The sequence below is a fragment of the Aliidiomarina taiwanensis genome, from assembly GCF_003987015.1.
Classification (GTDB): Bacteria; Pseudomonadota; Gammaproteobacteria; order Enterobacterales; family Alteromonadaceae; genus Aliidiomarina; species Aliidiomarina taiwanensis.
Genome location: NZ_PIPQ01000005.1, coordinates 23583 through 45886, shown reverse-complemented (window position 1 = coordinate 45886; position 22304 = coordinate 23583). Strand labels below are relative to the sequence as shown.

General features: G+C 47.8%; 20 protein-coding genes. 16 read left to right on the top strand and 4 right to left on the bottom strand.

The annotated features are described in order from the left end of the window. The first annotated feature begins 69 nt into the window (after positions 1-69). Together spoT and CWE15_RS08605 are read left to right on the top strand one after the other, a co-directional pair. A complete protein-coding gene (spoT, locus tag CWE15_RS08610) occupies positions 70-2184 on the top strand; it encodes a bifunctional GTP diphosphokinase/guanosine-3',5'-bis pyrophosphate 3'-pyrophosphohydrolase (protein ID WP_126757687.1) in 2115 nt (704 codons plus the stop codon). Between the two features lie 4 nt (positions 2185-2188). Further along, positions 2189-2581: a RidA family protein gene (locus tag CWE15_RS08605; RefSeq protein ID WP_126757686.1), complete on the top strand. Its 393-nt coding sequence runs from the start codon at positions 2189-2191 to the stop codon at positions 2579-2581. On the opposite strand, the gene CWE15_RS08600 is transcribed toward CWE15_RS08605, so the two are convergent. Continuing rightward, positions 2578-3921: a Na+/H+ antiporter NhaC family protein gene (locus tag CWE15_RS08600; protein WP_126757685.1), complete on the bottom strand. Its 1344-nt coding sequence runs from the start codon at positions 3919-3921 to the stop codon at positions 2578-2580. The genes CWE15_RS08605 and CWE15_RS08600 overlap by 4 nt on opposite strands. Positions 3922-4064: 143 nt before the next feature. Here CWE15_RS08600 and CWE15_RS08595 point away from each other — a divergent pair, with 143 nt between their 5' ends. Then, the gene (locus tag CWE15_RS08595) at positions 4065-5591 is read left to right on the top strand and encodes a carbon-nitrogen hydrolase family protein (RefSeq protein WP_126757766.1); all 1527 of its coding nucleotides are present in this window, start codon (positions 4065-4067) and stop codon (positions 5589-5591) included. Positions 5592-5604: 13 nt separating this feature from the next. Here the strand turns inward: CWE15_RS08595 and CWE15_RS08590 are convergent, their stop codons facing one another. Continuing rightward, entirely contained in the window at positions 5605-6828 is a 1224-nt protein-coding gene (locus CWE15_RS08590) for an EAL and HDOD domain-containing protein (protein WP_126757684.1), read from the bottom strand. A gap of 117 nt (positions 6829-6945) precedes the next feature. Here CWE15_RS08590 and recG point away from each other — a divergent pair, with 117 nt between their 5' ends. The 11 genes from recG to hemB all read left to right on the top strand — a co-directional run bounded on the left by recG (position 6946) and on the right by hemB (position 17525). Continuing rightward, entirely contained in the window at positions 6946-9027 is a 2082-nt protein-coding gene (gene recG, locus CWE15_RS08585) for an ATP-dependent DNA helicase RecG (protein WP_126757683.1), read from the top strand. Positions 9028-9103: 76 nt separating this feature from the next. After that, positions 9104-9856, top strand: coding sequence for a bifunctional demethylmenaquinone methyltransferase/2-methoxy-6-polyprenyl-1,4-benzoquinol methylase UbiE (gene ubiE, locus CWE15_RS08580; protein WP_126757682.1), 753 nt, complete (start codon positions 9104-9106; stop codon positions 9854-9856). Beyond that, positions 9856-10473, top strand: coding sequence for a ubiquinone biosynthesis accessory factor UbiJ (locus CWE15_RS08575; protein ID WP_126757681.1), 618 nt, complete (start codon positions 9856-9858; stop codon positions 10471-10473). The genes ubiE and CWE15_RS08575 overlap by 1 nt, the downstream gene beginning before the upstream one ends. 3 nt (positions 10474-10476) lie before the next feature. After that, positions 10477-12129, top strand: coding sequence for a ubiquinone biosynthesis regulatory protein kinase UbiB (ubiB, locus tag CWE15_RS08570; protein WP_126757680.1), 1653 nt, complete (start codon positions 10477-10479; stop codon positions 12127-12129). Positions 12130-12136: 7 nt separating this feature from the next. Continuing rightward, complete coding sequence (tatA, locus tag CWE15_RS08565; protein WP_126757679.1) at positions 12137-12352, top strand: twin-arginine translocase TatA/TatE family subunit; 216 nt, start codon at positions 12137-12139, stop codon at positions 12350-12352. A gap of 2 nt (positions 12353-12354) precedes the next feature. Beyond that, positions 12355-12675, top strand: coding sequence for a Sec-independent protein translocase protein TatB (gene tatB / locus CWE15_RS08560; RefSeq protein WP_126757678.1), 321 nt, complete (start codon positions 12355-12357; stop codon positions 12673-12675). Then, a complete protein-coding gene (gene tatC / locus CWE15_RS08555; RefSeq protein ID WP_126757677.1) occupies positions 12672-13415 on the top strand; it encodes a twin-arginine translocase subunit TatC in 744 nt (247 codons plus the stop codon). The genes tatB and tatC overlap by 4 nt, the downstream gene beginning before the upstream one ends. Positions 13416-13429: 14 nt before the next feature. Then, positions 13430-13882 (top strand): hypothetical protein, encoded by a 453-nt coding sequence (locus CWE15_RS08550; RefSeq protein WP_126757676.1) that lies wholly within the window; start codon positions 13430-13432, stop codon positions 13880-13882. Then, on the top strand, positions 13882-14682 hold the full coding sequence (locus CWE15_RS08545) for a TatD family hydrolase (RefSeq protein ID WP_126757675.1): 801 nt from the start codon (positions 13882-13884) through the stop codon (positions 14680-14682). Before CWE15_RS08550 ends, CWE15_RS08545 begins: the two co-directional genes overlap by 1 nt. Then, positions 14682-16487 carry a sensor domain-containing diguanylate cyclase gene (locus tag CWE15_RS08540; RefSeq protein WP_126757674.1) on the top strand — a complete coding sequence of 602 codons (1806 nt, stop codon included), beginning with the start codon at positions 14682-14684 and terminating at the stop codon, positions 16485-16487. The genes CWE15_RS08545 and CWE15_RS08540 overlap by 1 nt, the downstream gene beginning before the upstream one ends. A gap of 33 nt (positions 16488-16520) precedes the next feature. Further along, positions 16521-17525: a porphobilinogen synthase gene (gene hemB, locus CWE15_RS08535; protein ID WP_126757673.1), complete on the top strand. Its 1005-nt coding sequence runs from the start codon at positions 16521-16523 to the stop codon at positions 17523-17525. Between the two features lie 10 nt (positions 17526-17535). Here the strand turns inward: hemB and CWE15_RS08530 are convergent, their stop codons facing one another. Next, positions 17536-19089 (bottom strand): Ppx/GppA phosphatase family protein, encoded by a 1554-nt coding sequence (locus CWE15_RS08530; protein ID WP_126757672.1) that lies wholly within the window; start codon positions 19087-19089, stop codon positions 17536-17538. After that, positions 19037-20302, bottom strand: coding sequence for an ATP-dependent RNA helicase RhlB (gene rhlB / locus CWE15_RS08525; protein WP_126757671.1), 1266 nt, complete (start codon positions 20300-20302; stop codon positions 19037-19039). Before rhlB ends, CWE15_RS08530 begins: the two co-directional genes overlap by 53 nt. A 141-nt stretch (positions 20303-20443) precedes the next feature. Between rhlB and trxA the strand changes: the two genes are divergently transcribed. Then, the gene (gene trxA / locus CWE15_RS08520) at positions 20444-20770 is read left to right on the top strand and encodes a thioredoxin TrxA (RefSeq protein ID WP_126757670.1); all 327 of its coding nucleotides are present in this window, start codon (positions 20444-20446) and stop codon (positions 20768-20770) included. Positions 20771-21038: 268 nt separating this feature from the next. Beyond that, the gene (gene rho / locus CWE15_RS08515) at positions 21039-22301 is read left to right on the top strand and encodes a transcription termination factor Rho (RefSeq protein ID WP_126757669.1); all 1263 of its coding nucleotides are present in this window, start codon (positions 21039-21041) and stop codon (positions 22299-22301) included. The last annotated feature ends 3 nt before the right edge of the window (positions 22302-22304 follow it).

Below are 22304 nucleotides of genomic sequence, written 5' to 3'. Positions count from 1 at the left end.
TTTAGTATTGGAAATTTGAGTTGAAACACTTATTCTAAATGTTAGGAAAAAGACGTTTGAGGGCGTGAAGTGTATTTATACGAAGGTTTAAGGAAGCAAGTTGAATCGTATCTGCCACCGGAGCAGACTCGCCGCATTGAGCGTGCGTTTCAAGTGGCCTTCGACGCCCATAGTGAACAGAAGCGTGCCAGCGGTGAACCCTATATTACTCACCCTGTGGCGGTAACGTCATTGCTTGCAGAAATGCGACTTGACCATGAAACTCTTATGGGCGCTTTGCTGCATGACGTGATTGAAGATACTCCAGTGACCAAAGAAGACTTAGCGGAAGAGTTTGGCTCGACCGTGGCTGAGTTGGTGGAGGGTGTGTCTAAGCTCGACAAGCTGCAGTTTGATAGCAAAGAAGAAGCACAAATTGAGAACTATCGCAAAATGATTATGGCGATGGTGCAAGACATTCGGGTGATCCTTATTAAGCTGGCGGACCGAACCCATAATATGCGTACCATCGAATATGTACGCCCTGACAAACGCCGCCGCATTGCCCGTGAAACCCTCGAAATTTATGCGCCTTTAGCCCACCGCCTCGGTATCCACAATATTAAGAACGAACTTGAAACTTTAGGGTTTAAAGGTTTGTACCCCATGCGAGCGCGCTTTTTAGAAAGCGAAATAGCCAAAGCTCGGAGCAAGCGGAAAGCGGTACTAGAACGCACCAAAGAAGAAATTATTGGTCGGCTAGAAGGGTTAGGCGTCCATGCACGTGTGTTTGGACGTGAAAAGCATTTGTATAGTATTTACCAGAAAATGCTGAACAAAGAGCTGAAGTTTCATGAAGTGATGGACATTTTCGCATTCCGGATCGTCGTCGAGTCTGTGGATAACTGTTACCGTTCGCTTGGGGCTGTGCATAACTTATATAAGCCCATTGAAACACGCTTTAAAGACTATATTGCCATTCCTAAAACCAATGGTTACCAGTCGCTGCACACGTCCCTAAAAGGCCCGCAAGGTGTGCCCGTTGAAATTCAAATTCGCACAGAAGAAATGGATTTGATGGCGGACCGAGGGGTTGCAGCCCACTGGTACTATAAAGACTCGGATGATCCGAACACCACAGCGCAAGTGCGTGCACAAAAGTGGATGCAAAGTCTCCTTGAATTACAGCAAAGTGCGGGCAGCTCGTTCGAATTTATTGAAAACGTAAAGTCTGAGCTTTTCCCAGATGAAATATACCTATTCACACCCGAAGGCCGCATTATTGAACTACCTCAAGGAGCCACTGCCGTGGACTTTGCTTATGCGGTGCATACGGATATAGGAAATACGTGTATTGGTGCGCGGGTCAACAATAAAGCCTACTCGCTGAGTAAACCACTGGAAACAGGACAAACCGTTGAGATACGAACGGCACCTGGTTCGCGACCAAATATTGCTTGGCTGAATTTTGTGGTGACGGGTAAAGCGCGTTTAAAAATACGCCAGTTTTTGAAAAACCAACAAGCGGACGAAGCGCTATTATTAGGCGAACGACTATTGCGTGCGGCATTAGGCTCATTCCGATTCGATGATATTCCTGAAGAAGAGTTTATTCGAGTTGCGCAAGAAATGAAGCTAGAAACCCGTGATGACTTACTCCATGAAATTGGGTTAGGTAATTTGATGGGCGTTGCTGTTTCTCGACGCTTAGTGGGCGACCATCAAAAACTTCGAGCGGCAAACGACGGCGAAGAAAGCGGCCGGAGCTTGGCCATAAAAGGGGCCGATGGTTTGTTGTTAAGCTTTGCTAAGTGCTGTCGCCCCATTCCGGGTGACGACATTATTGCCCATGTGTCGCCGGGTAAAGGCTTGGTGGTTCACCGACGTGAATGTAAAAACGTTCGAGGCCACGAAGACGAGCCAGGACGCTACTTCCCAGTGCAGTGGGACAACAAACCGGATACGAAATTTATAACTGAAGTACGGGTAGAAATTGTTAACTTCCAAGGGGCTCTGGCGCGGCTGACACAGCTGATTGCAGAAACCGACTGTAATATTCATGGCTTGACCACAGAAGAAGTTGACTCGTCGATTTACCATATTGATATTGAAGTGACGGTGAAGAACCGCAAGCATTTGGCCGACGTTATGCGCCGTATTCGTAAAATGCAGCATGTTCAACGCGTGTCACGACTAAGGAAATAATAAAATGTCGAAAGTGATTATTAATACCGATAGCGCACCGGCTGCTATTGGCCCTTATTCGCAAGCCGTAAAAATTGGCACCACTGTGTATTTAAGTGGGCAAATTCCCTTGGTACCAGAAACCATGGAGATGGTAAGCGAAGACTTTGCTGAACAAGCCGAGCAAGTATTTAAAAACCTTGCAGCTGTTTGTGAGGCTGCGGGCGGTGAACTGCAAGACATGGTGAAAGTGCAAATTTATTTAACAGACTTAAGTCAGCTTGCCGTGGTCAATGACACCATGGCCCGTTACTTCAGTACGCCATACCCTGCTCGGGCCGCTATTGAAGTAAGCGCCCTGCCAAAGGGCGCTCAAATTGAAATAGACGGCGTCATGGAGTTGCCTTCTACTAACTAAAGAGGCGCCGCTTTTTGAGCTTGCTTGGCCTGTGCTTTAATAGGGCCAAGCAAAAACATGCTGGCCAGCGCAACACTGGCCAGTATAAAGCAGTAGAAAGTGTTCATGCTAACGGCTAAAGGTGAAATGCCAAAGCTAGCACCTACCATCAGCGCTTGAGCACCATAGGGCAGTATGCCTTGCACTACACAAGCGAAAATATCTAAGTAGCTTGCACTTTGACGCGGGGCCACACCTCCGTCAGCAGCAAGACGTTTGCTGACTTCCCCAGAAATAAGAATGGTCACCGTATTATTCGCTACAGCTAAGTTGGTTACAGCCGTAAGCCCTGCAATACCAAGGGCGGCAGAGCGCTCTTTGCGGCGACTAAGGCGGCTGGTTAAACCTTCTACGGTTTGTGCCAAAAACAGCAAGCCACCTTGCTGGCGAATTAAAGCCGACAACCCACCAATTAATAACGACAGTAAAAAAATTTCCTGCATGCTGGCAAAGCCTTTATAAATGTCCTGACTAAAGGTGACCACGGCATAGTCTGTGGCAGCCATGCCGAAAAGGGCAGCTAAAATTATTCCCAGCGTTAACACAACAAAGACGTTCAACCCGGTAACCGCCAGAACAATAATGGCGAAATAGGGCAGGGCCAACCATAAATTGGCTTCAGGAATGGCGATAGCTGCACCGCTGCTTGGGTAAAAGCTTAACGCCACGACTGTGAGTACTGCTGCAGGTACTGCAATGCGCAGATTAGTACGGAACTTGTCACGCATAGAGCAGCCTTGGGTACGTGTGGAGGCAATGGTGGTGTCGGAAATAAAGCTTAAGTTGTCACCAAACATAGCCCCGCTAACCAGAACACCGGCCATGAGTGCGGGCGGAATACCAGCTGCTTGGCTTAAACCCAAAGCCACAGGTGCTAACGCGGCTAATGTACCCATAGAGGTTCCCATGGCTGTGGAAATAACTCCGGCAATCAAGAATATTCCGGGCAGCAAAAAACTTGGAGGAATAACGTGCAACCCCAAGGCGACCATAGCGTCGACACCACCGGTGGCTGCTGCAACTGTAGAAAAAGCCCCAGCTAATAGGTAAATCATGCACATGGTAATAATATTCGGCTCGCCCACTCCTTCCACAAAGGTTTGAATGCGCTGCTCAAGGGCTTCACGGCTGAGCAAAATAGCAAGAATAATGGCAGGCAAAATGGCTACAGGGCTAGGTAGTTGATAAAAAGCCATGCTGACACCGGAAATATGGAAATAAACACCCACACCAAGAAAGAGCGAAAGAAACAGGAAAAGCGGTAGTAAAGCACGTGCGTTCGGCTGGGTAGTGTGGGGCATTTGTATTCTCTCTTTATTTTTAGACGTCCAGAAGTGTATATGTCTTTACATCCTGATTGCAAGAGCTGTTTGTGTTTCCTTTTTTCATGCAAAGAATAGTAGACTGAAGCGAGAGGCACTAATTTAAGGAGTGGGCCATGAGCATAAGCTTAGACGACCTGCATTTGCAGTTAAGAAACCTTCGAGAAGAAGACTACCCACAACTCAAACGTTTAATGGATCGCGTATATGAAGACATAGGCGGCGCTTGGGAAGAGCACACCATTCGTAAGTTGTGTCGCGACTTTCCAGAGGGCCAAATTTGCTTGGAAGACAATGGTGTCATTGTTGGGGTGGCACTAACGGTACAGGTGGTTTATGACCGTTTCAGTAACCCCCACCAATACGACGACTTACTTGGCAAGCGCGACACTATTTTAAATGACGCCGAAGGCGATGCTTTATACGGGTTAGATGTTTTAATTCACCCAGACTACCGTGGCTATCGGTTGGGTCGACGATTGTACGATGCACGAAAAGAGCTGTGTATGCAGCTAAACTTAAAAGCAATTTTGGCAGGAGGCCGGATTGTAAATTACCACAAATATGCAGAGGATATTACGGCGAGCCAGTATTTAGAGCGTGTGCGCCGGCGGGAAATATACGACCCCATTCTTACCTTCCAATTGGCCAATGACTTTACTGTGCGGCGGCTGCTACACAAATACTTACCCGAAGACAAAAAGTCGCACGGTTATGCAACTCTATTAGAGTGGACCAACTTTTTATATGAGCCGGCCGACACCATTATTAGCGCGCGCTCGCGTAATGTGCGCGTGGGTGTGGTGCAGTGGCAAATGCGGGCAGTGGAGTCAGCTGACGAGTTGCTGCAGCAAGTAGAGTACTTCGTGGACGCCCTGTCGAGCTACAAAAGTGACTTTGCTCTGTTCCCTGAGTTTTTTAATGCACCTTTGATGGGCCTAACTAACAAAGGCCAACAAATGGATGCAATTCGCTTTTTAGCAGGATTCACGGAACGTTTTAAGCGTGAAATGTCGCAAATGGCGGTGAGCTACAATGTGAACATCATAACGGGATCTATGCCCATCATGGAGCATGGGATCTTATATAACGTGTCGTATTTATGTCGCCGGGACGGTTCTGTGGAAGAGCAGCGGAAGCTGCATATTACGCCACACGAAAAACGCGACTGGGTGATTGAAGGGGGCGACAAGGTACAAGTATTTGATACAGACGCAGGCCGTGTTGGTATTCTTATTTGTTACGATGTGGAGTTTCCTGAATTAGGCCGCTTAATGGCGGAAGAAGGCCTAGAAATTTTGTTTGTCCCTTTCTGGACAGACACGCACAACGCCTATTTGCGGGTGCGTCACTGTGCGCAAGCGCGCGCTATTGAAAATGAATGCTATGTGGTGATTTGCGGTAGCGTAGGAAACTTGCCGGAAGTGGAAAGTTTGGATGTGCAATATGCGCAGTCGAGTGTGTTTTCACCGTCGGACTTTGCCTTTCCCCACGACGCCATTATGTCGGAAACAACGCCGAACACCGAGATGCTGATGTTTTCGGACTTAAACTTAGACGAACTCCGATATTTGCATAACGAAGGGTCTGTGACCAATTTAAAAGATAGACGGACTGACCTATATAATGTGGTGCGTAAGTGGCGGTAGCTGATATAGCTTGCTATGACTGAGTAGAAAGCAGCAGGTGGTGGCAATAGTCGCTGGCGGTAATGTAGCACTGGCCAATGTCGATGTGCTCAATATGCAGTGCTTTAGTCATGCGGCCAAGTAGATCCCAGTTGCCTTCTTCGTATGTTTCCACGAGGCGTAAGAAGTGACCTGCTTTTCCTTTCTTATGCAACACGGCTTGAATAATTTCTTCGCTGATAGGGATCTGGCGTAATACTTCGACCATGGGCACTTGAAGAAGAACGTCAAGCAAGGAAAGAAACCCGACCATAAAGAAAGAGTTGTCGGTATTGCGCCCCGCTATTAAGCGTTCAACCTCAGACAAAAATAAAGCGCGGGTGAGTGACTTGGCAACCAGCATGTCGGAGTGTTCGTCAGCCATTCGTGCCAATGAGACAAGCGCCACATACTTTTTAATTTCAGACTCACCAACAAACACGACAGCATGCTTGATATCCGTAATTTTACGCCCTTTATTGAAAGCTGCACTATTAACGAACTTCAGCAGAGAGTAGGTAAGAGATAAGTCCTTTTTAATAGCTTCGGCAACATCATGGAAGCTCACGTCGGGCTGGTGTACCTTTGCTAACAGTTGCAGCAAAGTTATTTTTTGTGGGCTCAACACTTTATTTTTAATAATAGTGGGCCGTTCAAAGAAATACCCTTGAAAAAACCTGAAGCCAAGCTTTAAGCAAGCATCAAATTCTTCCTGAGTTTCAATTCGCTCAGCTAGCAAGTCGATATTATTGCGCTTAAATTGTTCAATACGCTTGCCAAGCGTATGAATGGGCTCTTGCTGTATATCTACTTTAACTAATGAAACGTATGGCATAAGTTGCTGCCACTTATTCTCAAAGTCATGGTCATCGAGGGCAAGCTTGTACCCCAGGTCATGGCACAATTTACATGCGGCTATGAGCTCGGGCGTTACTTCGACCGTTTCTAACACTTCAATATAGACAGCTGCTTTGTTCAAAAACCGAGGGAAGTTGTTTAACAGGGTATTGGTGTGGAAGTTAATAAAAGCACGTTTACCTAAGCACACTGTGTGTATGTCACCCATTAAATGCTGCTGAAGCAATACCTTAGCAGTGGCTTCGTCTGGGTCTATGTTAGGAAATACGTTTTTGTCGCTATTCCTAAATAGCAGCTCATAGCCGTAAACGGTCTGTTCACGATCTACGATAGCTTGGCGAGCGATATAGGAGTAAGACATACAATTTTTGCTTTTATTTTGAGCCAATCTTTACAATACGTGATGTCGTGCCATGGGGCAACTAGCCAGGGTATATAAGGCTAGATATACTACATAAAACAACGTGGAACTTACGACATGAAAGCTGCCCCTTTGCATCATATTCCCTTAACCACCTTAAAAGGTGTTGGCCCTAAAATGGCTGAAAAATTAGAGCGTCTGGGGCTGCGCACCATTCAAGACATGTTATTCCATTTGCCTGCCAAATACCAAGACAGAACCAAGTTGTCTGCGGTAGCCAGCTTACGCCCGGGTGACTATGCCACCCTTGTGGCGGAAGCCGTGAATTCCCGTGTCCACATGGGGCGAAAGCGTTCGTTATTGATTAAAGTGAGCGACCAAACCGGCGTGTTAACCCTGCGTTTTTTTCGCTTTTCTGCGGCAATGCAACAGCAATTTGCGGTTGGTCAGCGCATACAAATATATGGGGAAGTAAGGCCCGGCCCAACGGGACCAGAAATGATTCATCCTGAGTTTCATATTCTTGCACCTGGGCAGCAACCGAACCTTCCTAACACGCTAACGCCCATATACCCCTCGACAGAAGGGGTGCACCAGCTGACGTTGAGTAAGCTGGCAGAGCAGGTAATGAGTTACTTAAACCCGGACAGCTTGCCTGAGTTATTACCTACAGAGCTCCAAGAAGGCGCAATGCCATTGCATGAAGCCATACGTACCTTACACTTTCCTTCTGTCGATATTGATATGGCGACCTTGCTGGAAGGAACGCACCCGGCTCAGCAACGGCTAGCCATGGAAGAATTGTTAGCCCACCAAATAAGTATGCTGCAAGCGAGAAGCCTTGCTCAGCAGGTCAATGCGCCTAAAATTCAGCCAAGTAAACAGCTTCAGCAAGCTTTGTTAGAGACCTTACCTTTTACTCCTACGGGCGCCCAGCAGCGTGTAGTGAAAGAGGTGGAAGCCGACTTAATGCAACCCATACCCATGTTGCGGCTAGTGCAAGGCGACGTGGGATCGGGGAAAACACTCGTGGCAGCTTTGGCCGCACTTGGGGCTATTGAAGCGGGTTATCAAGTGGCCTTGATGGCACCCACAGAGCTGTTAGCTGAGCAGCACGCCCGAAGCTTTAGTATGTGGCTAGAGCCCTTAGGTATTAGCGTTGGCTGGCTAACAGGCCGACTGAAAGGCAAAGCCCGAGAAGCGACTTTGGCTGCTTTGGCGAGTGGCGAAATACAATTTGTTGTTGGCACTCATGCGCTGTTCCAAGAACAGGTGCACTTTCACCAGCTGGCCCTGGTGATTATTGACGAGCAGCATAGGTTCGGCGTGCATCAGCGCTTGGCCTTGCGGGAGAAGGGGGAGCAGCAAGGACTTCACCCTCATCAACTGGTCATGACAGCCACCCCTATTCCACGCACGTTGGCGATGACTGCCTATGCGGATTTAGCGACCTCGATTATTGACGAATTGCCTCCAGGGCGAACACCGGTGACCACAGTAGCTATTCCCGATACACGCCGAGATGATGTGATTGCGCGGGTTAAGCACACAGTGGAGCAAGACGGGCGGCAAGTATATTGGGTATGCACCCTTATTGAAGAGTCGGACGTTTTACAATGCCAAGCGGCTGAAGACACGGCTGCGTTTTTGCAAGAAGCTTTGGGCAGTTTGCGGGTAGGTTTGGTGCATGGGCGCCAAAAACCGGCTGAAAAAGAAGCCATTATGCAGCAATTTAAAGCAGGGGAAATGGACGTGTTGGTTGCCACCACCGTTATAGAGGTGGGTGTGGATGTGCCGAATGCGAGCTTGATGATTATTGAAAATCCAGAGCGACTGGGACTAGCGCAGCTCCACCAATTGCGGGGTCGCGTGGGGCGTGGCTCGGTAGCGTCCCACTGTGTCCTTCTGTACAAAAGCCCATTGTCACGTCAGGCGAGTGACCGCTTAGCGGTACTACGAGAAAGTAATGACGGGTTTGTTATTGCTGAGCGAGACTTAGAGTTACGTGGCCCTGGTGAACTTCTGGGGGCGCGTCAAACAGGGTTAGTGCAAATGAAAGTGGCGGACTTAGAGCGAGACGCGCACCTGATTCCTCGTATTCAAACGTTAGCGCAGCGATTATACGCTAGGTACCCCGATCTATCACAAGCATTAATGGAGCGTTGGTTGCCAGACGGAGAACGTTACGCACAAGTTTAATCATGCGCGAGTGTTGGGCAAATGCTCGCCATGGAGTAAACTAGGGCCTATCTATTTGAGGAATTGAGTTGGTTTTATGGAAAAAGATGAAAACACCACCCACTTTGGGTTTAAAACGGTAGATTCCGCTGACAAAGAGCGCTTAGTGGCAGGCGTGTTTGACTCGGTAGCTGCGAAGTACGACATCATGAATGATGTTTTGTCGATGGGCATACATCGTCTTTGGAAGCGCCAAACAATAGATAGTAGCGGTGTGCGCCCGGGCCATAAAGTGCTCGACTTGGCGGGCGGTACAGGCGACTTAACGGCGCGGTTTTCGCGGATTGTCGGCGCAGCAGGTGAAGTTGTGTTGGCGGACATTAACGCTGCTATGCTGAATGTAGGGCGTACCAAGCTGCATGACATGGGCGTTGTGGGTAATGTCTCTTATGTACAAGCGAATGCTGAAAAACTGCCTTTCCCAGACGACTACTTCGACTGCATCACCATTGCTTTTGGCTTACGTAACGTAACGGACAAAGATGCCGCTTTACGTTCAATGCTGCGGGTATTGAAGCCAGGTGGCCGCTTATTGGTGCTAGAGTTTTCTAAGCCTGAGTCAGACTGGCTTAGCAAAATATATGACTTCTATTCATTCCACTTTTTACCGCGTGCCGGCGAGCTAATTGCGCAAGATAAAGAAAGTTACCAGTACTTGGCAGAGTCAATTCGCATGCACCCTGACCAAGAAACCCTCAAAGGCATGATGGAAACAGCAGGGTTTGCACAGGTAGACTACCAAAACATGTCCGGTGGTATTGTGGCCTTGCACCGAGGGTACAAGTTTTAATGTTGAAACACTTGGCGCGCAGCACCATGGAAGCTGCGTTTAATAAGGCACTGCAAGCAGACCCGCAAAGCGCTCAGCGTTTACGCAGTGTGCGCGACACTTGTGTGTGCATTCAAGTGAAAGAGCTACCAGAGCCTTTGACCATGCGTTTTACGGAAGAGCGTGTGTTATTTTTGGGGCCTGACTATGACGCCCACGATGCCAAAGTGGTTATGTCGTTGTTTGATGTGCCCCAACTAGCCGATGCAGCCTTAGCAACACACGCCATTCAGCAAGGTAAACTGAAGGTGGAGGGTGACCCCTTGCTACTGCAGCGGGCTGCTGCAGTTGTGACGGAGTTGAACATTGACTGGGAAGAGTTACTGGCAGCTTACCTTGGAGATGTTCCGGCCTATCTAATAAGTCAACGCCTGCAAAAAGCCATAGAAAAAGCCAAGCAAGTGAAGGTACGCGACCGTGCCTATGAGCTATTAACGGATGAAACGGGACTATTAGCAACCCCGGTGGACATGAAGGTGCTGCATGAGCAGTGCAAGCGAGCAGAACAGAAACTGCAAACCCTGGAGCAACAACTGGCAAAGCTAGAGCCAGCAAAAGCAACAACAAAAGGCGGGTAGTGCGTGCGAGTATTGCGATTTTATAAAATAGTGAGCGTGTTATTACGCTTAGGTATCGACGAGATGATTCCTAAGGACAAGTGTCCTTGGTGGGCCAAAGTGCTGCGCGTCTCGCTATTTTGGCTGCGTAATCAGCATAAAGACAAGCCAATGGGTGAGCGCTTACGCATGGCGCTAGAAACCTTGGGGCCGGTGTTTATTAAGTTTGGCCAAATGCTGTCTACACGCCACGACTTGTTACCGCCCGACATGGTTGCCGAACTGTCGAAACTGCAAGACAAGGTGGCGCCATTCCCGGGAGAGCAGGCACAGGCGGTTATTGAACAAAGTTTAGGTTTTCAACTAAACACTGTATTTGAGTCGTTTGAACAAACGCCACTGGCCTCCGCGTCGATAGCACAAGTGCATGCTGCGGAGTTAAAAGACCGGAAAACAGGTGCGCTAAAGCAAGTGGTTATTAAAGTTATTCGGCCCGATATTCTTTCTACAATTAATGCAGACTTAAATTTAATGGACTCGCTGGCTGTCGTAGCCGCGAAACTACTACCTGACGGGCGCAGGCTCAAGCCCGTTGAAGTGATAAAAGAGTACCGTAAAACTTTACTTGACGAACTAAACTTAGCGCGTGAAGCCGCTAACGCAATTCAGCTGCGTCGTAACTTTGATGACTCAGAACTGTTATACATTCCAGAGGTGTTTAGCGACTTTAGCCGGCCGAATGTGATGGTGATGGAGCGCATTTACGGTATTCCTATAAGTGATGTGGCGGCACTAGAAAAGGCAGGAATTAACTTAAAAGTGTTAGCGGAGCGGGGTGTGGAGGTGTTCTTTACGCAAGTATTCCGGGACAGCTTTTTCCATGCAGACATGCACCCAGGCAATATTTTTGTTGATCCAAACCGTACCGAGTCCCCCCGCTACCTTGCCGTAGACTTTGGCATTGTAGGTACACTGAACCGCGAGGATAAGCGTTACTTGGCAGAGAACTTTATTGCATTCTTTAACCGCGACTACCGCCGTGTTGCTGAATTACATATTGACTCGGGGTGGGTGCCTGCTCATGTGAACGTAGAAGAATTCGAGTCGGCCATTCGCACAGTGTGCGAGCCTATTTTTGAAAAACCTTTAGCTGAAATTTCCTTTGCGCATGTGCTGTTGAATTTATTTAATACAGCGCGTCGATTTGAAATGGAGGTGCAGCCTCAGTTGGTGCTGCTGCAAAAAACCTTGCTTTATGTAGAAGGTTTAGGTCGCAACTTGTACCCGCAGCTCGACTTATGGCAAACAGCGAAGCCGTTTTTAGAGCGGTGGATGAAAGAGCGCATGGGCTGGCCTGCCATGTGGCGTAGCTTAAAAGAGCAAGCGCCACGAATGGCGGAAAAACTGCCAGAAATGCCTATGCTGCTGTACGATACACTAGCAGGCTTGAAGCAACAGCAGCGCAGTGAGCAAGTATACCGAGAAGAACAGCGTCAACTGCAACAGCAGCAAGCGGCTGGACGTTGGTGGAGTTCGCTAGCAACAAGCTTAACGGTTGCCAGCGCTGTCTTTATTGGGTTTGAGCATGAAGGATGGCTGATAGCCAGTTCGTTATTTGTGGCTTTGTTTGCTTGGTGGCAAGCATGGCAAAAGCGAATTAATCGAAAAGTAAAGTGAGGGTGTTATGGGTGGTATAGGAATTTGGCAGTTATTAATTGTTTTGGCCATTGTTGTGCTTCTATTTGGCGGTAAGAAAATACGCTCGTTAGGCTCTGACTTAGGCTCGGCAATTCGCGGCTTTAAAAAAGAAATGGGCGACGAAGAGAAGCCTTCCGTAGAACAAAAAGATGCAGACTTCAGTGAAACGAAAGCTGAGCAAAAAGAACAGACGAAACAGTAATTATGTTTGATATTGGCTTTTGGGAACTCATTCTTATTAGCGTGCTGGGGCTACTTGTGCTGGGCCCAGAACGCTTGCCGGGTGCTATTCGGTCGGTGCAACGCACCTTTGCAAGTATTCGTTCGTTTGGAACCAAAATGCAGGCCGAGTTAAACCACGAGCTACGGGTGAAAGAGCTGCATGAAAACCTGAAAAAAATTGAGTCGGGTGATATGGAGAACTTAACGCCTGAACTAAAGCGGTCTTTAGAAGAGCTAGAGGCTGCTGCAGAGCAAGTGCGAGAGCCCTATGCAAAGAAGCAAGAAAAAAAGGATGAAAAATGAACCTTTCTGAGCCAACGAATCTACTAGATCATCTGGTGGCTTTACGGCGCACCTTGTTACACAGTGTGTTGGCTGTGCTAGTACTGTTTTTGGCCCTTGTGTATTTTGCTCGCGACTTATACCAATTACTTTCAGCACCTTTGTTGGCGGTGTTACCTGCAAATAGCAGCATGATTGCAACAGATGTTGCCGCTCCATTTTTTGCCCCCTTCAAATTGACTTTCGTGGTGGCATGCTTTCTTGCAATCCCTTTTATGCTGTATCAAGTATGGCGTTTTATAGCACCTGGTTTATACCAACATGAACGCCGTTTGGTAATGCCTTTGTTGGTTAGCAGCAGTGTTCTATTTTACGCGGGTGTGGCGTTTGCTTATTTTGTCCTATTGCCCATTGCGTTTGGTTTCTTTACCCGAATGGCCCCCGAGGGTATTACCATAGCCACGGACATTTCGAGCTACTTAGACTTTGTTTTAAAAATATTTTTTGCTTTTGGTTTTGCCTTTGAAATACCCATTGCGGTGGTGCTACTGTGCTGGTCGGGTGTGGTGACGCCGCAACAATTGCGCTCGAAACGCCCCTATGTCATTGTAACTGTTTTCGTTATTGGTATGCTGCTAACGCCCCCAGACGTTATTTCACAAACGTTATTGGCCATTCCTATGTGGTTACTGTTTGAGCTAGGCGTGTTGCTTAGTGGGTGGTATATTAAACCTGAAACGAAAGACGAGAACGCAAAATAATAGGAGTTTCATATATGGGCAAACATCAGCTATTCATTAGCCTTGCCTTCATTGTGACTATTGTGGCATGGATTGCGCCTGCAGAAGCGTCGTATTCTCGCCTTGTAGAGCAATTGCAATTATGTAAGCAAGAAGCTGACAGCCTTCACCGACTGCGCTGTTTTGACAATGTTGCTGCAGCATTACCAGAGCCAGAAACTGTTGCTGCAACACCTGTCGCTGATAAGCCAGTGGCTGAGAACGAAGCAAGTGAAGACTTTCTACGTATTACTGAAATGTGGGAATACAAACGTAATTTGTGGAAAATTCGCTTGGTCAATGGTGAGGTATGGGAAGTCATAGAGGCAGACTCACGCTTTCCGTTTAGTATGAATAATAACTACTATTTGCAGCAAGGAATGTTTGGTTCGCACTATCTACGTACTCCAGGACTTAACACCCGACTACGCATACGGTTAGCGCAATAATGAATTGGGTTGACTGCGGTATTAACTTATTCAGTAGTCAGTTTGAACGTCCAGAGCAAGTGTTAAACAGCGCTGTGCCCCAGGTTGATCGCTTTGTTGTGATTGCGAGCGATGTGGACGAGGCACAGCGTACCGCCTCTTTTTGCGCAGTCACTCCAGGCTGCATAGGTACAGCGGGAGTTCACCCACACCAGGCCGATGAGGCTGCCCCCCACTTTATTCAAGAGTTACGCCAACTAGCCCAACAGCCGGGTATTCGGGCCATTGGGGAATGTGGACTCGACTACAATCGTAACTATTCAGCACCTGCTCGGCAGCGCAAAGTATTTGCAGCACAAGTGGCTTTAGCTGTGGAACTGCAGCTGCCCTTGTATTTGCATGAACGGGATGCATTAACAGACCAGCTGGCCATTTTAAATGAACATAAAGGAGCCCTGCCTCCACTTTTGGTTCATTGTTTCACACAGGGAGCGAATGCATTAGATGCCTACCAAGCTTTGGACGCCTACATAGGCGTATCAGGCTGGGTGTGCGACGAACGAAGAGGGGCGGACCTGCAACAGGCCGTACCTTATATTCACAAAGACAGGTTGCTACTCGAAACGGATGCACCATATTTATTGCCTCGGAGCCTAAAACCGCGCCCGAAAAGCCGAGTGAATGTGCCCAAATGGCTCCCCCATATTGCCGAAACAGTGGCTGCGTTACGTGGCGTCAGCGTGGACGATCTTGCAGCTGAAACGACAGCCAATGCTATCCGTTTATTTGGGGATTGGCCAAGGTATGAGGCGGTGTTGTGATGAACGCGAAGTTCACTGCGTTACTAGCCGGCCTCTTTTTGTTACTGAGTACCAGTGTGCCGACAGCGGTTGCAGAGCAGCTGGGCAGCCTAGAGTACTTACTGGATGAAACAGGTACTTACTCACTGGAGCAAGTCGTTGCTTTGCCGCAACAACACTGGGCTGAGGTACAGGAAGAAAAACTATCGGCAGGCTATGATCAGCGGCCCTACTGGGTACGTGCGTCCATTCCGAACAGTGAGGAACGTCGATTACTGCATATCGCCTACCCATTGCTCGACAGCATTCATGTTTATTTTGTTCAACAGGGCGAGTTGGTCAGTTTCTATGAACTAGGTGACCACTTACCTTTTTCAGCTCGGCCTATCGTGCATGAAGAGTTTGTTGTAGATATACCAAGTCAGAGTCACTTAACCCTCTATTTACGGGTGCAAACCACAAGTGCTTTAAATGTTCCTGTGTATATCACCTCAGAAAAGGCCTTGCATGCGACCCACGCAAAAAGCCAAATGGGCTTCGGTATATACTTTGGTGTTTTGATATGCATGGTGCTTTACAACATATTTGGCTACATCGTTATTCGTGATACCAGTGTTTTTAGCTACTCGGTATTTGTCATAGTGGTCGGTTTAATGACAGCGTCCCTCACAGGGGTGGGCTTTCACTATGTCTGGCCTAATAACATTTGGTTGCAAGAACACGCATTGGTGTTATTTGGCAGTTTAAGCTTTACCTTTGCCGCTATATTTATTCACCAAATGCTGGAAATAAAGGAATACAGCAAGGCCTATTCAAAAGGTTTATGGCTGGTGGGTATTAGTTCCGGTGCCTTGGCGCTTATTAGTGTCTTTTTGCCCTACCATACGGCTATTCGCTTGCTGCTTATTCTTTCTTCCGTGAGCACGGTTTTTATTGCTGTATTGGCGATCGATATGTGGCGCCGTGGTTCAATCTATGCGCGTATATTTGCCTGTGCTTGGGCCGCTTTTTTACTCGCGGTATTTCTGAATTCTTTGGGTTATCTTGGTATACTCGACACGAAGTTTATGCAGAGATACGCCATTATGGCGGGCTCTGGTATTGAGGTGTTGGTTCTCTCTTGGGTGCTGACTTTGCGCTTTTCAAATGAACGCTTGCAAAAGCTTAGTGCCCAACAAGAAGCACTGCGTAAAGCAAAAGAAGCCCAAGAAGCTCAGCGACAATTAAATGAAGAACTCGAAGAGCGTGTTGAAGAGCGCACGTTTGAATTAGGTATAGCACTGCGAGAGTTGCAGCAAGTCAACCAAGAGCTGGAACGTAAAAGCAGTGAAGACGACTTAACGAAGTTATATAATCGTCGTCACTTCGACCGACTACTTACTTCAGAATTTCGTCGAGCATGGCGCAGTGAACAGCCTTTAGCTTTAATTATGCTTGATATTGACTTCTTTAAGCCAATTAATGACAGTCATGGTCACATGATAGGTGACCAAATATTAAGAGGCTTATCTAAACGCTTAAAGCAGGTGGCGAAACGTTCTGGCGACAGTGTTTTTCGTTTTGGTGGCGAAGAGTTTGCGTTGCTCCTGACCAATACGGAAAAAAAGCAGGCTGAAGTTGTAGCTGACAATATTCGTGCTGCAATTAATGGTTCACCCTTCCCAACGGACGCGGGTGACATTGCTATTACTGTCAGTATGGGAGTAGCCGTTGCAACAAATGAAGAATTTGAAGTACCAGAGCAGCTATTAAAAGCTGCCGACGACGCCCTCTATCAAGCGAAAAACCGCGGACGAGATCAAATTGTCTGCGCTGACACTGCGTAAACTCGCCCGTATTCTTTTATATAGGATGTAACTATGACTTTTCCCTATGCAGGATTTCCGTACCGCCGTATGCGCCGAATGCGACGCCATGCGTTTAGCCGTTCCCTTATGGCTGAACATACACTGACTGCGGCCGATTTGATTTATCCGGTGTTTGTATTGCCGGGTGAAGGGCAGCGTGAGGCTGTACCTTCCATGCCAGGTGTAGAGCGTCTTTCAGTCGACTTACTGGTTGAACTTGCGAAAGAGGTTTATGCACTCGGTATACCAGTATTAGCCTTGTTCCCGGTGACACCCCAAGAGGCCAAAAGCGAAGCAGCTGAAGAAGCCTGGAACCCAGACGGGTTAGTACCACAAACCATTCGGGCAATAAAAGCCGCTGTACCAGAACTTGGCATTATGACCGACGTTGCTCTAGATCCATATACCATTCATGGTCAAGACGGCGTTCTAGATGAAACAGGCTATGTCTTAAACGACGTGACGACGGACGCGCTGGTGAAGCAGGCGCTTTGCCATGCGGCTGCGGGCGCGGATATGGTAGCTCCTTCAGACATGATGGACGGTCGTATTGGTGCGATTCGTGAAGCTTTTGAAGAAAGTGGCTTTATTGATGTGCAAATTATGGCCTATTCAGCCAAATATGCGTCGGCATTCTATGGTCCTTTCCGCGACGCCGTTGGCTCGTCTGAGAACTTAAAAGGCGCCGACAAAAAGACTTACCAAATGGACCCTGCAAATAGCGACGAAGCCTTGCATGAGGTGGCACTGGATATTGACGAAGGTGCAGATATGGTGATGGTCAAGCCAGGTATGCCTTACTTAGATGTAGTTCGCCGCGTGAAAGACACCTTCCAAGTGCCTACTTTTGCCTACCAGGTAAGTGGCGAATACGCCATGCTGAAAGCAGCCGTTGACAACGGCTGGCTTGGTGAAGACGCCATTGAAGAAGCTTTGTTGGGCTTTAAACGAGCGGGTGCCGACGGCATTTTAACGTACTTTGCTGTGTGGATGGCAAAACGCTTACAGCAGAAGTAAGCGCTAAAAACTAGCTTATGAGAAGGCCGCCAAAGCTCTGCTGAAAGCGGCTTTCTTCATTTAATAAGCTAGTTAAAAATGGATTTTGGCTGGCAAAGTTGGCAGGTAAATGAAGCTTTAATAAAGGCGGTGCTGCTAAGTTGCTGGTCAAGCGGCATTGGGGTACGGTGTCGTCGCGGCGGCGCTGACAGCAGAGAATACTGATGCGCAAGACACGGCTGAGCAACGCATGTTTAGGCGACACGGGTAATTCTGTTGGCATGATGTCGTCGTCAATAATGCCTACAATGGCGGTTAACAGCTCGAGCAGGTGGTGGCGCTGACGAAGAGTAAACCCGGGCAAGGGCGTGTTTTTTAGCACGTAATGGTTGTGTTGGCCCGCATGTTTGTAGCTAAGGCTATGGCCAATTTCATGCAGGTAAGCCACAGCGCGAGCCAAGGTGCTGGCACTAGGTGGTAAGTGCTGCTGAACGCTCGGGCAAGCGGTAAGCTGAGCAAAGATATTCAATACCCGCTGGCTTTGCTCTGTGTCCACTTGATAATGCTGCGCTAAGCTAGTGAGCGTGCGTAATTGTACGTCGTGGTGCTGTAAATCCGACAACATGCTATACAGCACACCTTCGCGCAATGCGGCCTCAGTAGCTTCCACATAGCTTAAACGCAACTGCCGAAACAAGGCCACTAAAATACATAAACCAGGCAGTAGCACTAAGGCTCGCTCGGGCTTTAACCCTTTCAATTGAATGTCGGTTAAGTTTTCATATTGAGACAGTTCAGCAACAAGCGTTTCCAACCACGGCAGTTTGAAACGTTGGCTGAGTCCGCGGTGTATTGCTATTTCCTGAAGTGCTTTGAAGGTGCCAGAAGCGCCTACCACATGGGGGCGACTGGCATATGCAAAGTTTGCGGCATGCGGAGTAACTAGCTGCTCTGCTGCAGCAATAGCCTGCGCAACCTTGGACGGGCTTATACGACCTTCGGGGAAAAAGCGGGTCATCCAAGCGACACAACCCATGTCCATACTAATTAATTGCTTGGGCTGGAAGCCTTCACCTAAGGCCACTTCGGTGCTGGCCCCCCCTATATCACACACCATTAACTGCTTATGACTTGATGATGTATGGGCAACACCTTGGTAGATGGTTTCAGCCTCAGCCAGCCCAGAAATAATTTCAATGGGGTGCCCGAGCACCTGCTGCATGCGTTCAAGAATGGGGTCGTCTGGGTTTATTTTTCGTAAAGTGGCGGTTCCAACTGCGCGGATGTTCTTGGGGCTGATGTCACTGACACGGTCAGCGAAAATAGCGAGGCATTCGAGCGCGCGCCTTTCAGCTTCTGGGGTAAGTGTGCCGTCGGCACGAATGCCTTCGGCTAAACGAATGCGCCGCTTAATTTTGGCGATGGTGCGTACGGAGCCTGCAACCACACGCACAATAAGCATGTGAAAGCTATTGGAGCCTAAATCGATCGCTGCATAATACTGGTTTGATCGCATAGGCCCCACTTCTTTCTTAATGGCGCTTGTTAGGCCGTGGCCCGGAGCGACGCTGATAGTTTTGTCCACTTTGCATTCTACGCTTTTGAGGAATACGTGGTTTTTTTAAGTCTGTCAGCAATGCTTCCGCATTGTACTTAGTGACAGGTATGGCATGACCTATATAGTCTTCAATAGCTGGCAAGTTATATACATACTCTTCACAAGCTAAGCTAATAGATTTACCACTTGCGCCGGCACGGCCGGTTCGGCCAATACGGTGTACATAGTCTTCACAGTCGTCGGGCAGGTCGTAGTTATACACGTGGCTAACCGAGGGGATATGTAAACCACGAGCGGCGACATCGGTTGCTACTAGAATATCAATTTTACCCTGAGTGAAGTCTTCAAGTATTTTTAGGCGCTTCCGCTGTGGTACGTCGCCGGTTAACAAGCCGACTCTGTGCTGATCGGCGGCAAGCCAATGATAAACTTGGCTGCATGCGTGCTTCGTATTACAGAACACAATAGCTTTGTCGGGCCAGTCTTCTTCAATTAAGGTCAGCAGCAACTTCATTTTGTCAGGCTTGCTTGGGTAGAATAGCTCTTCCTCAATACGTACGCCGGTCATTTGCTCTGGTTCAATTTCAATTGCCGTGGGGTCGTTCATTTGCTCGTAAGCAAGTTCACGCACACGGAACGAAAGAGTTGCCGAGAAAAGTAGGTTTAAGCGTTTGTCGGCGGGTGGCATTTTACGCAGCATGTAGCGCACATCGTCGATAAAGCCCAGGTCGTACATACGGTCGGCTTCGTCGAGGACCACCACGTCAATATTGTCGAGCTGGTAAATACCTTGCTTGTAATAGTCGATTAAACGGCCACAGGTACCAATAACAACATCGACACCTTCTTGGAGTTCGGCGCGTTGTGCGTCGTACCCTTCACCACCGTAAATAACAGCAGTTTTCAGGTTGCAGCTTTTTGCAATGGCAACAGCGTCGTTGTGGATTTGTACGGCAAGTTCGCGGGTGGGCGCCATGACTAAAGCGCGAGGTTGAGTTGAACCCTCGACGCGCTTATCATGTGTCATGAGATGATTAAAAAGCGCAACAAGAAAGGCAATTGTCTTACCTGTACCAGTTTGTGCCTGGCCTGCAACATCATTCGCTTGCAAAGCAACAGGAAGGCTCATCGCCTGTATAGGCGTGCACTGTGTGTAGCCGAGGTTATTTAAAGCATCCAGTACGCTTGGATGCAAACCGAGCTCGGCAAACTTGGTTTCAGTGAGGTGTTTATCTGTCATAAGCAAATCATATCAGGTTTGCGCTTGCATTAGGAAACAGAAATGCTTCTAATATAGCTAGTTAATTATCGTAAGTGATATGATACCTGTGTAGTGAATTTATACACAAGACATACGAAAGCAATTAAGCGGAGATGTAACATGAGTGAGACAATTGTTCAGCTGAGTGACGACAGCTTTGAAAATGACGTACTCAAGGCTGATCAACCAGTGTTGGTCGACTTTTGGGCTGAGTGGTGTGGTCCTTGCAAAATGATTGCTCCAATTCTAGACGAAGTGGCGCAGGAGTTTTCTGGCAAGTTGAAAATTGGCAAGTTAAATGTTGACCACAACAGCCTAACGCCACCGAAATATAATATTCGTGGAATCCCTACGTTGCTCATGTTTAAAAACGGCGAAGTGGTTGGCACGAAAGTAGGTGCTTTGTCTAAAACTCAGCTTGCTGAGTTTATTAACGAGCACGTATAAGCCATTCGAGCTTCAGCAAAACAGCATAAGCACCGCCGAGCAGCGGTGCTTTTTATATTATAAGCTGTTGAAAAACTGGACGCGACGTAATTTTGGTGATACTTTACCCCTAGTCAGCACTTCTCTGGCTTCTAACTACTTTCCCAGAAGCCATCTGAACTAACGATTTCCATATGAACAGCCCCTGGGGCGAAACGTTTTGAACAACATCCTAGGGATATAAATTCAAACCAACTAAGAACCTCTTATTAAGACCAACCTACCGCTTATGAATTTAACTGAACTTAAAAACAAATCTGTCAATGATCTTGTTGAACTAGCCGCAAGCATGGGCATCGAAAATATGGCCCGCCACCGCAAACAAGATATTATATTTGCGATTTTAAAAGCCCACGCAAAAAGTGGCGAAGATATTTTTGGTAATGGCGTATTAGAAATATTACAAGATGGCTTTGGTTTCCTGCGCTCGAGCGACTCTTCTTATCTTGCTGGCCCCGACGACATTTATGTCTCACCAAGCCAAATTAGACGCTTCAGTTTACGTACGGGCGACATGGTGGCAGGTAAAATACGCCCACCTAAAGACGGTGAACGTTATTTTGCCCTCCTAAAGATTAGTGAAGTAAACTTCGACAAGCCAGAAAACTCCCGCACCAAAATTCTTTTTGAAAACCTTACCCCGCTCCACGCAAATGAACGCATGGTGATGGAACGTGGAAATGGCTCCACGGAAGACATTACAGCGCGTATTCTCGATTTAGCTTCGCCTATTGGTAAAGGTCAGCGTGGGTTAATTGTGGCACCGCCTAAAGCGGGTAAAACCTTATTGCTGCAAAACATTGCTCAGTCCATTGCGGCGAACCACCCCGACTGCAACCTAATGGTGTTACTGATTGACGAACGTCCAGAAGAAGTAACGGAAATGCAGCGTCTTGTTAAAGGTGAAGTGATTGCTTCAACCTTTGACGAGCCAGCAAGCCGCCACGTGCAAGTAGCAGAAATGGTAATTGAGAAAGCCAAGCGTTTGGTAGAGCACAAAAAAGACGTAGTCATTTTACTCGACTCCATTACCCGTTTAGCTCGTGCCTACAACACGGTAATTCCAAGTTCAGGTAAAGTCCTCACCGGTGGTGTCGACGCCAACGCTCTGCATAAGCCTAAGCGCTTCTTTGGTGCCGCTCGAAACGTTGAAGAAGGTGGTAGCTTAACCATTATTGCGACCGCTCTGATTGATACGGGCTCGAAGATGGACGAAGTTATTTACGAAGAGTTCAAGGGAACCGGTAACATGGAATTGCACTTGAACCGTAAGATTGCTGAGAAACGAGTTTTTCCAGCCATCGACTTCAATCGTTCATGTACCCGCCGTGAAGAGTTGCTAACAACGCAAGATGAACTACAGAAAATGTGGATTCTTCGCAAGATAGTGCATCCAATGGGCGAAATTGAGGCCATGGAGTTTGTCATAGACAAATTACAAATGACCAAAACCAATAATGAGTTCTTTGAATCGATGAAGCGTTCGAAGTAATCT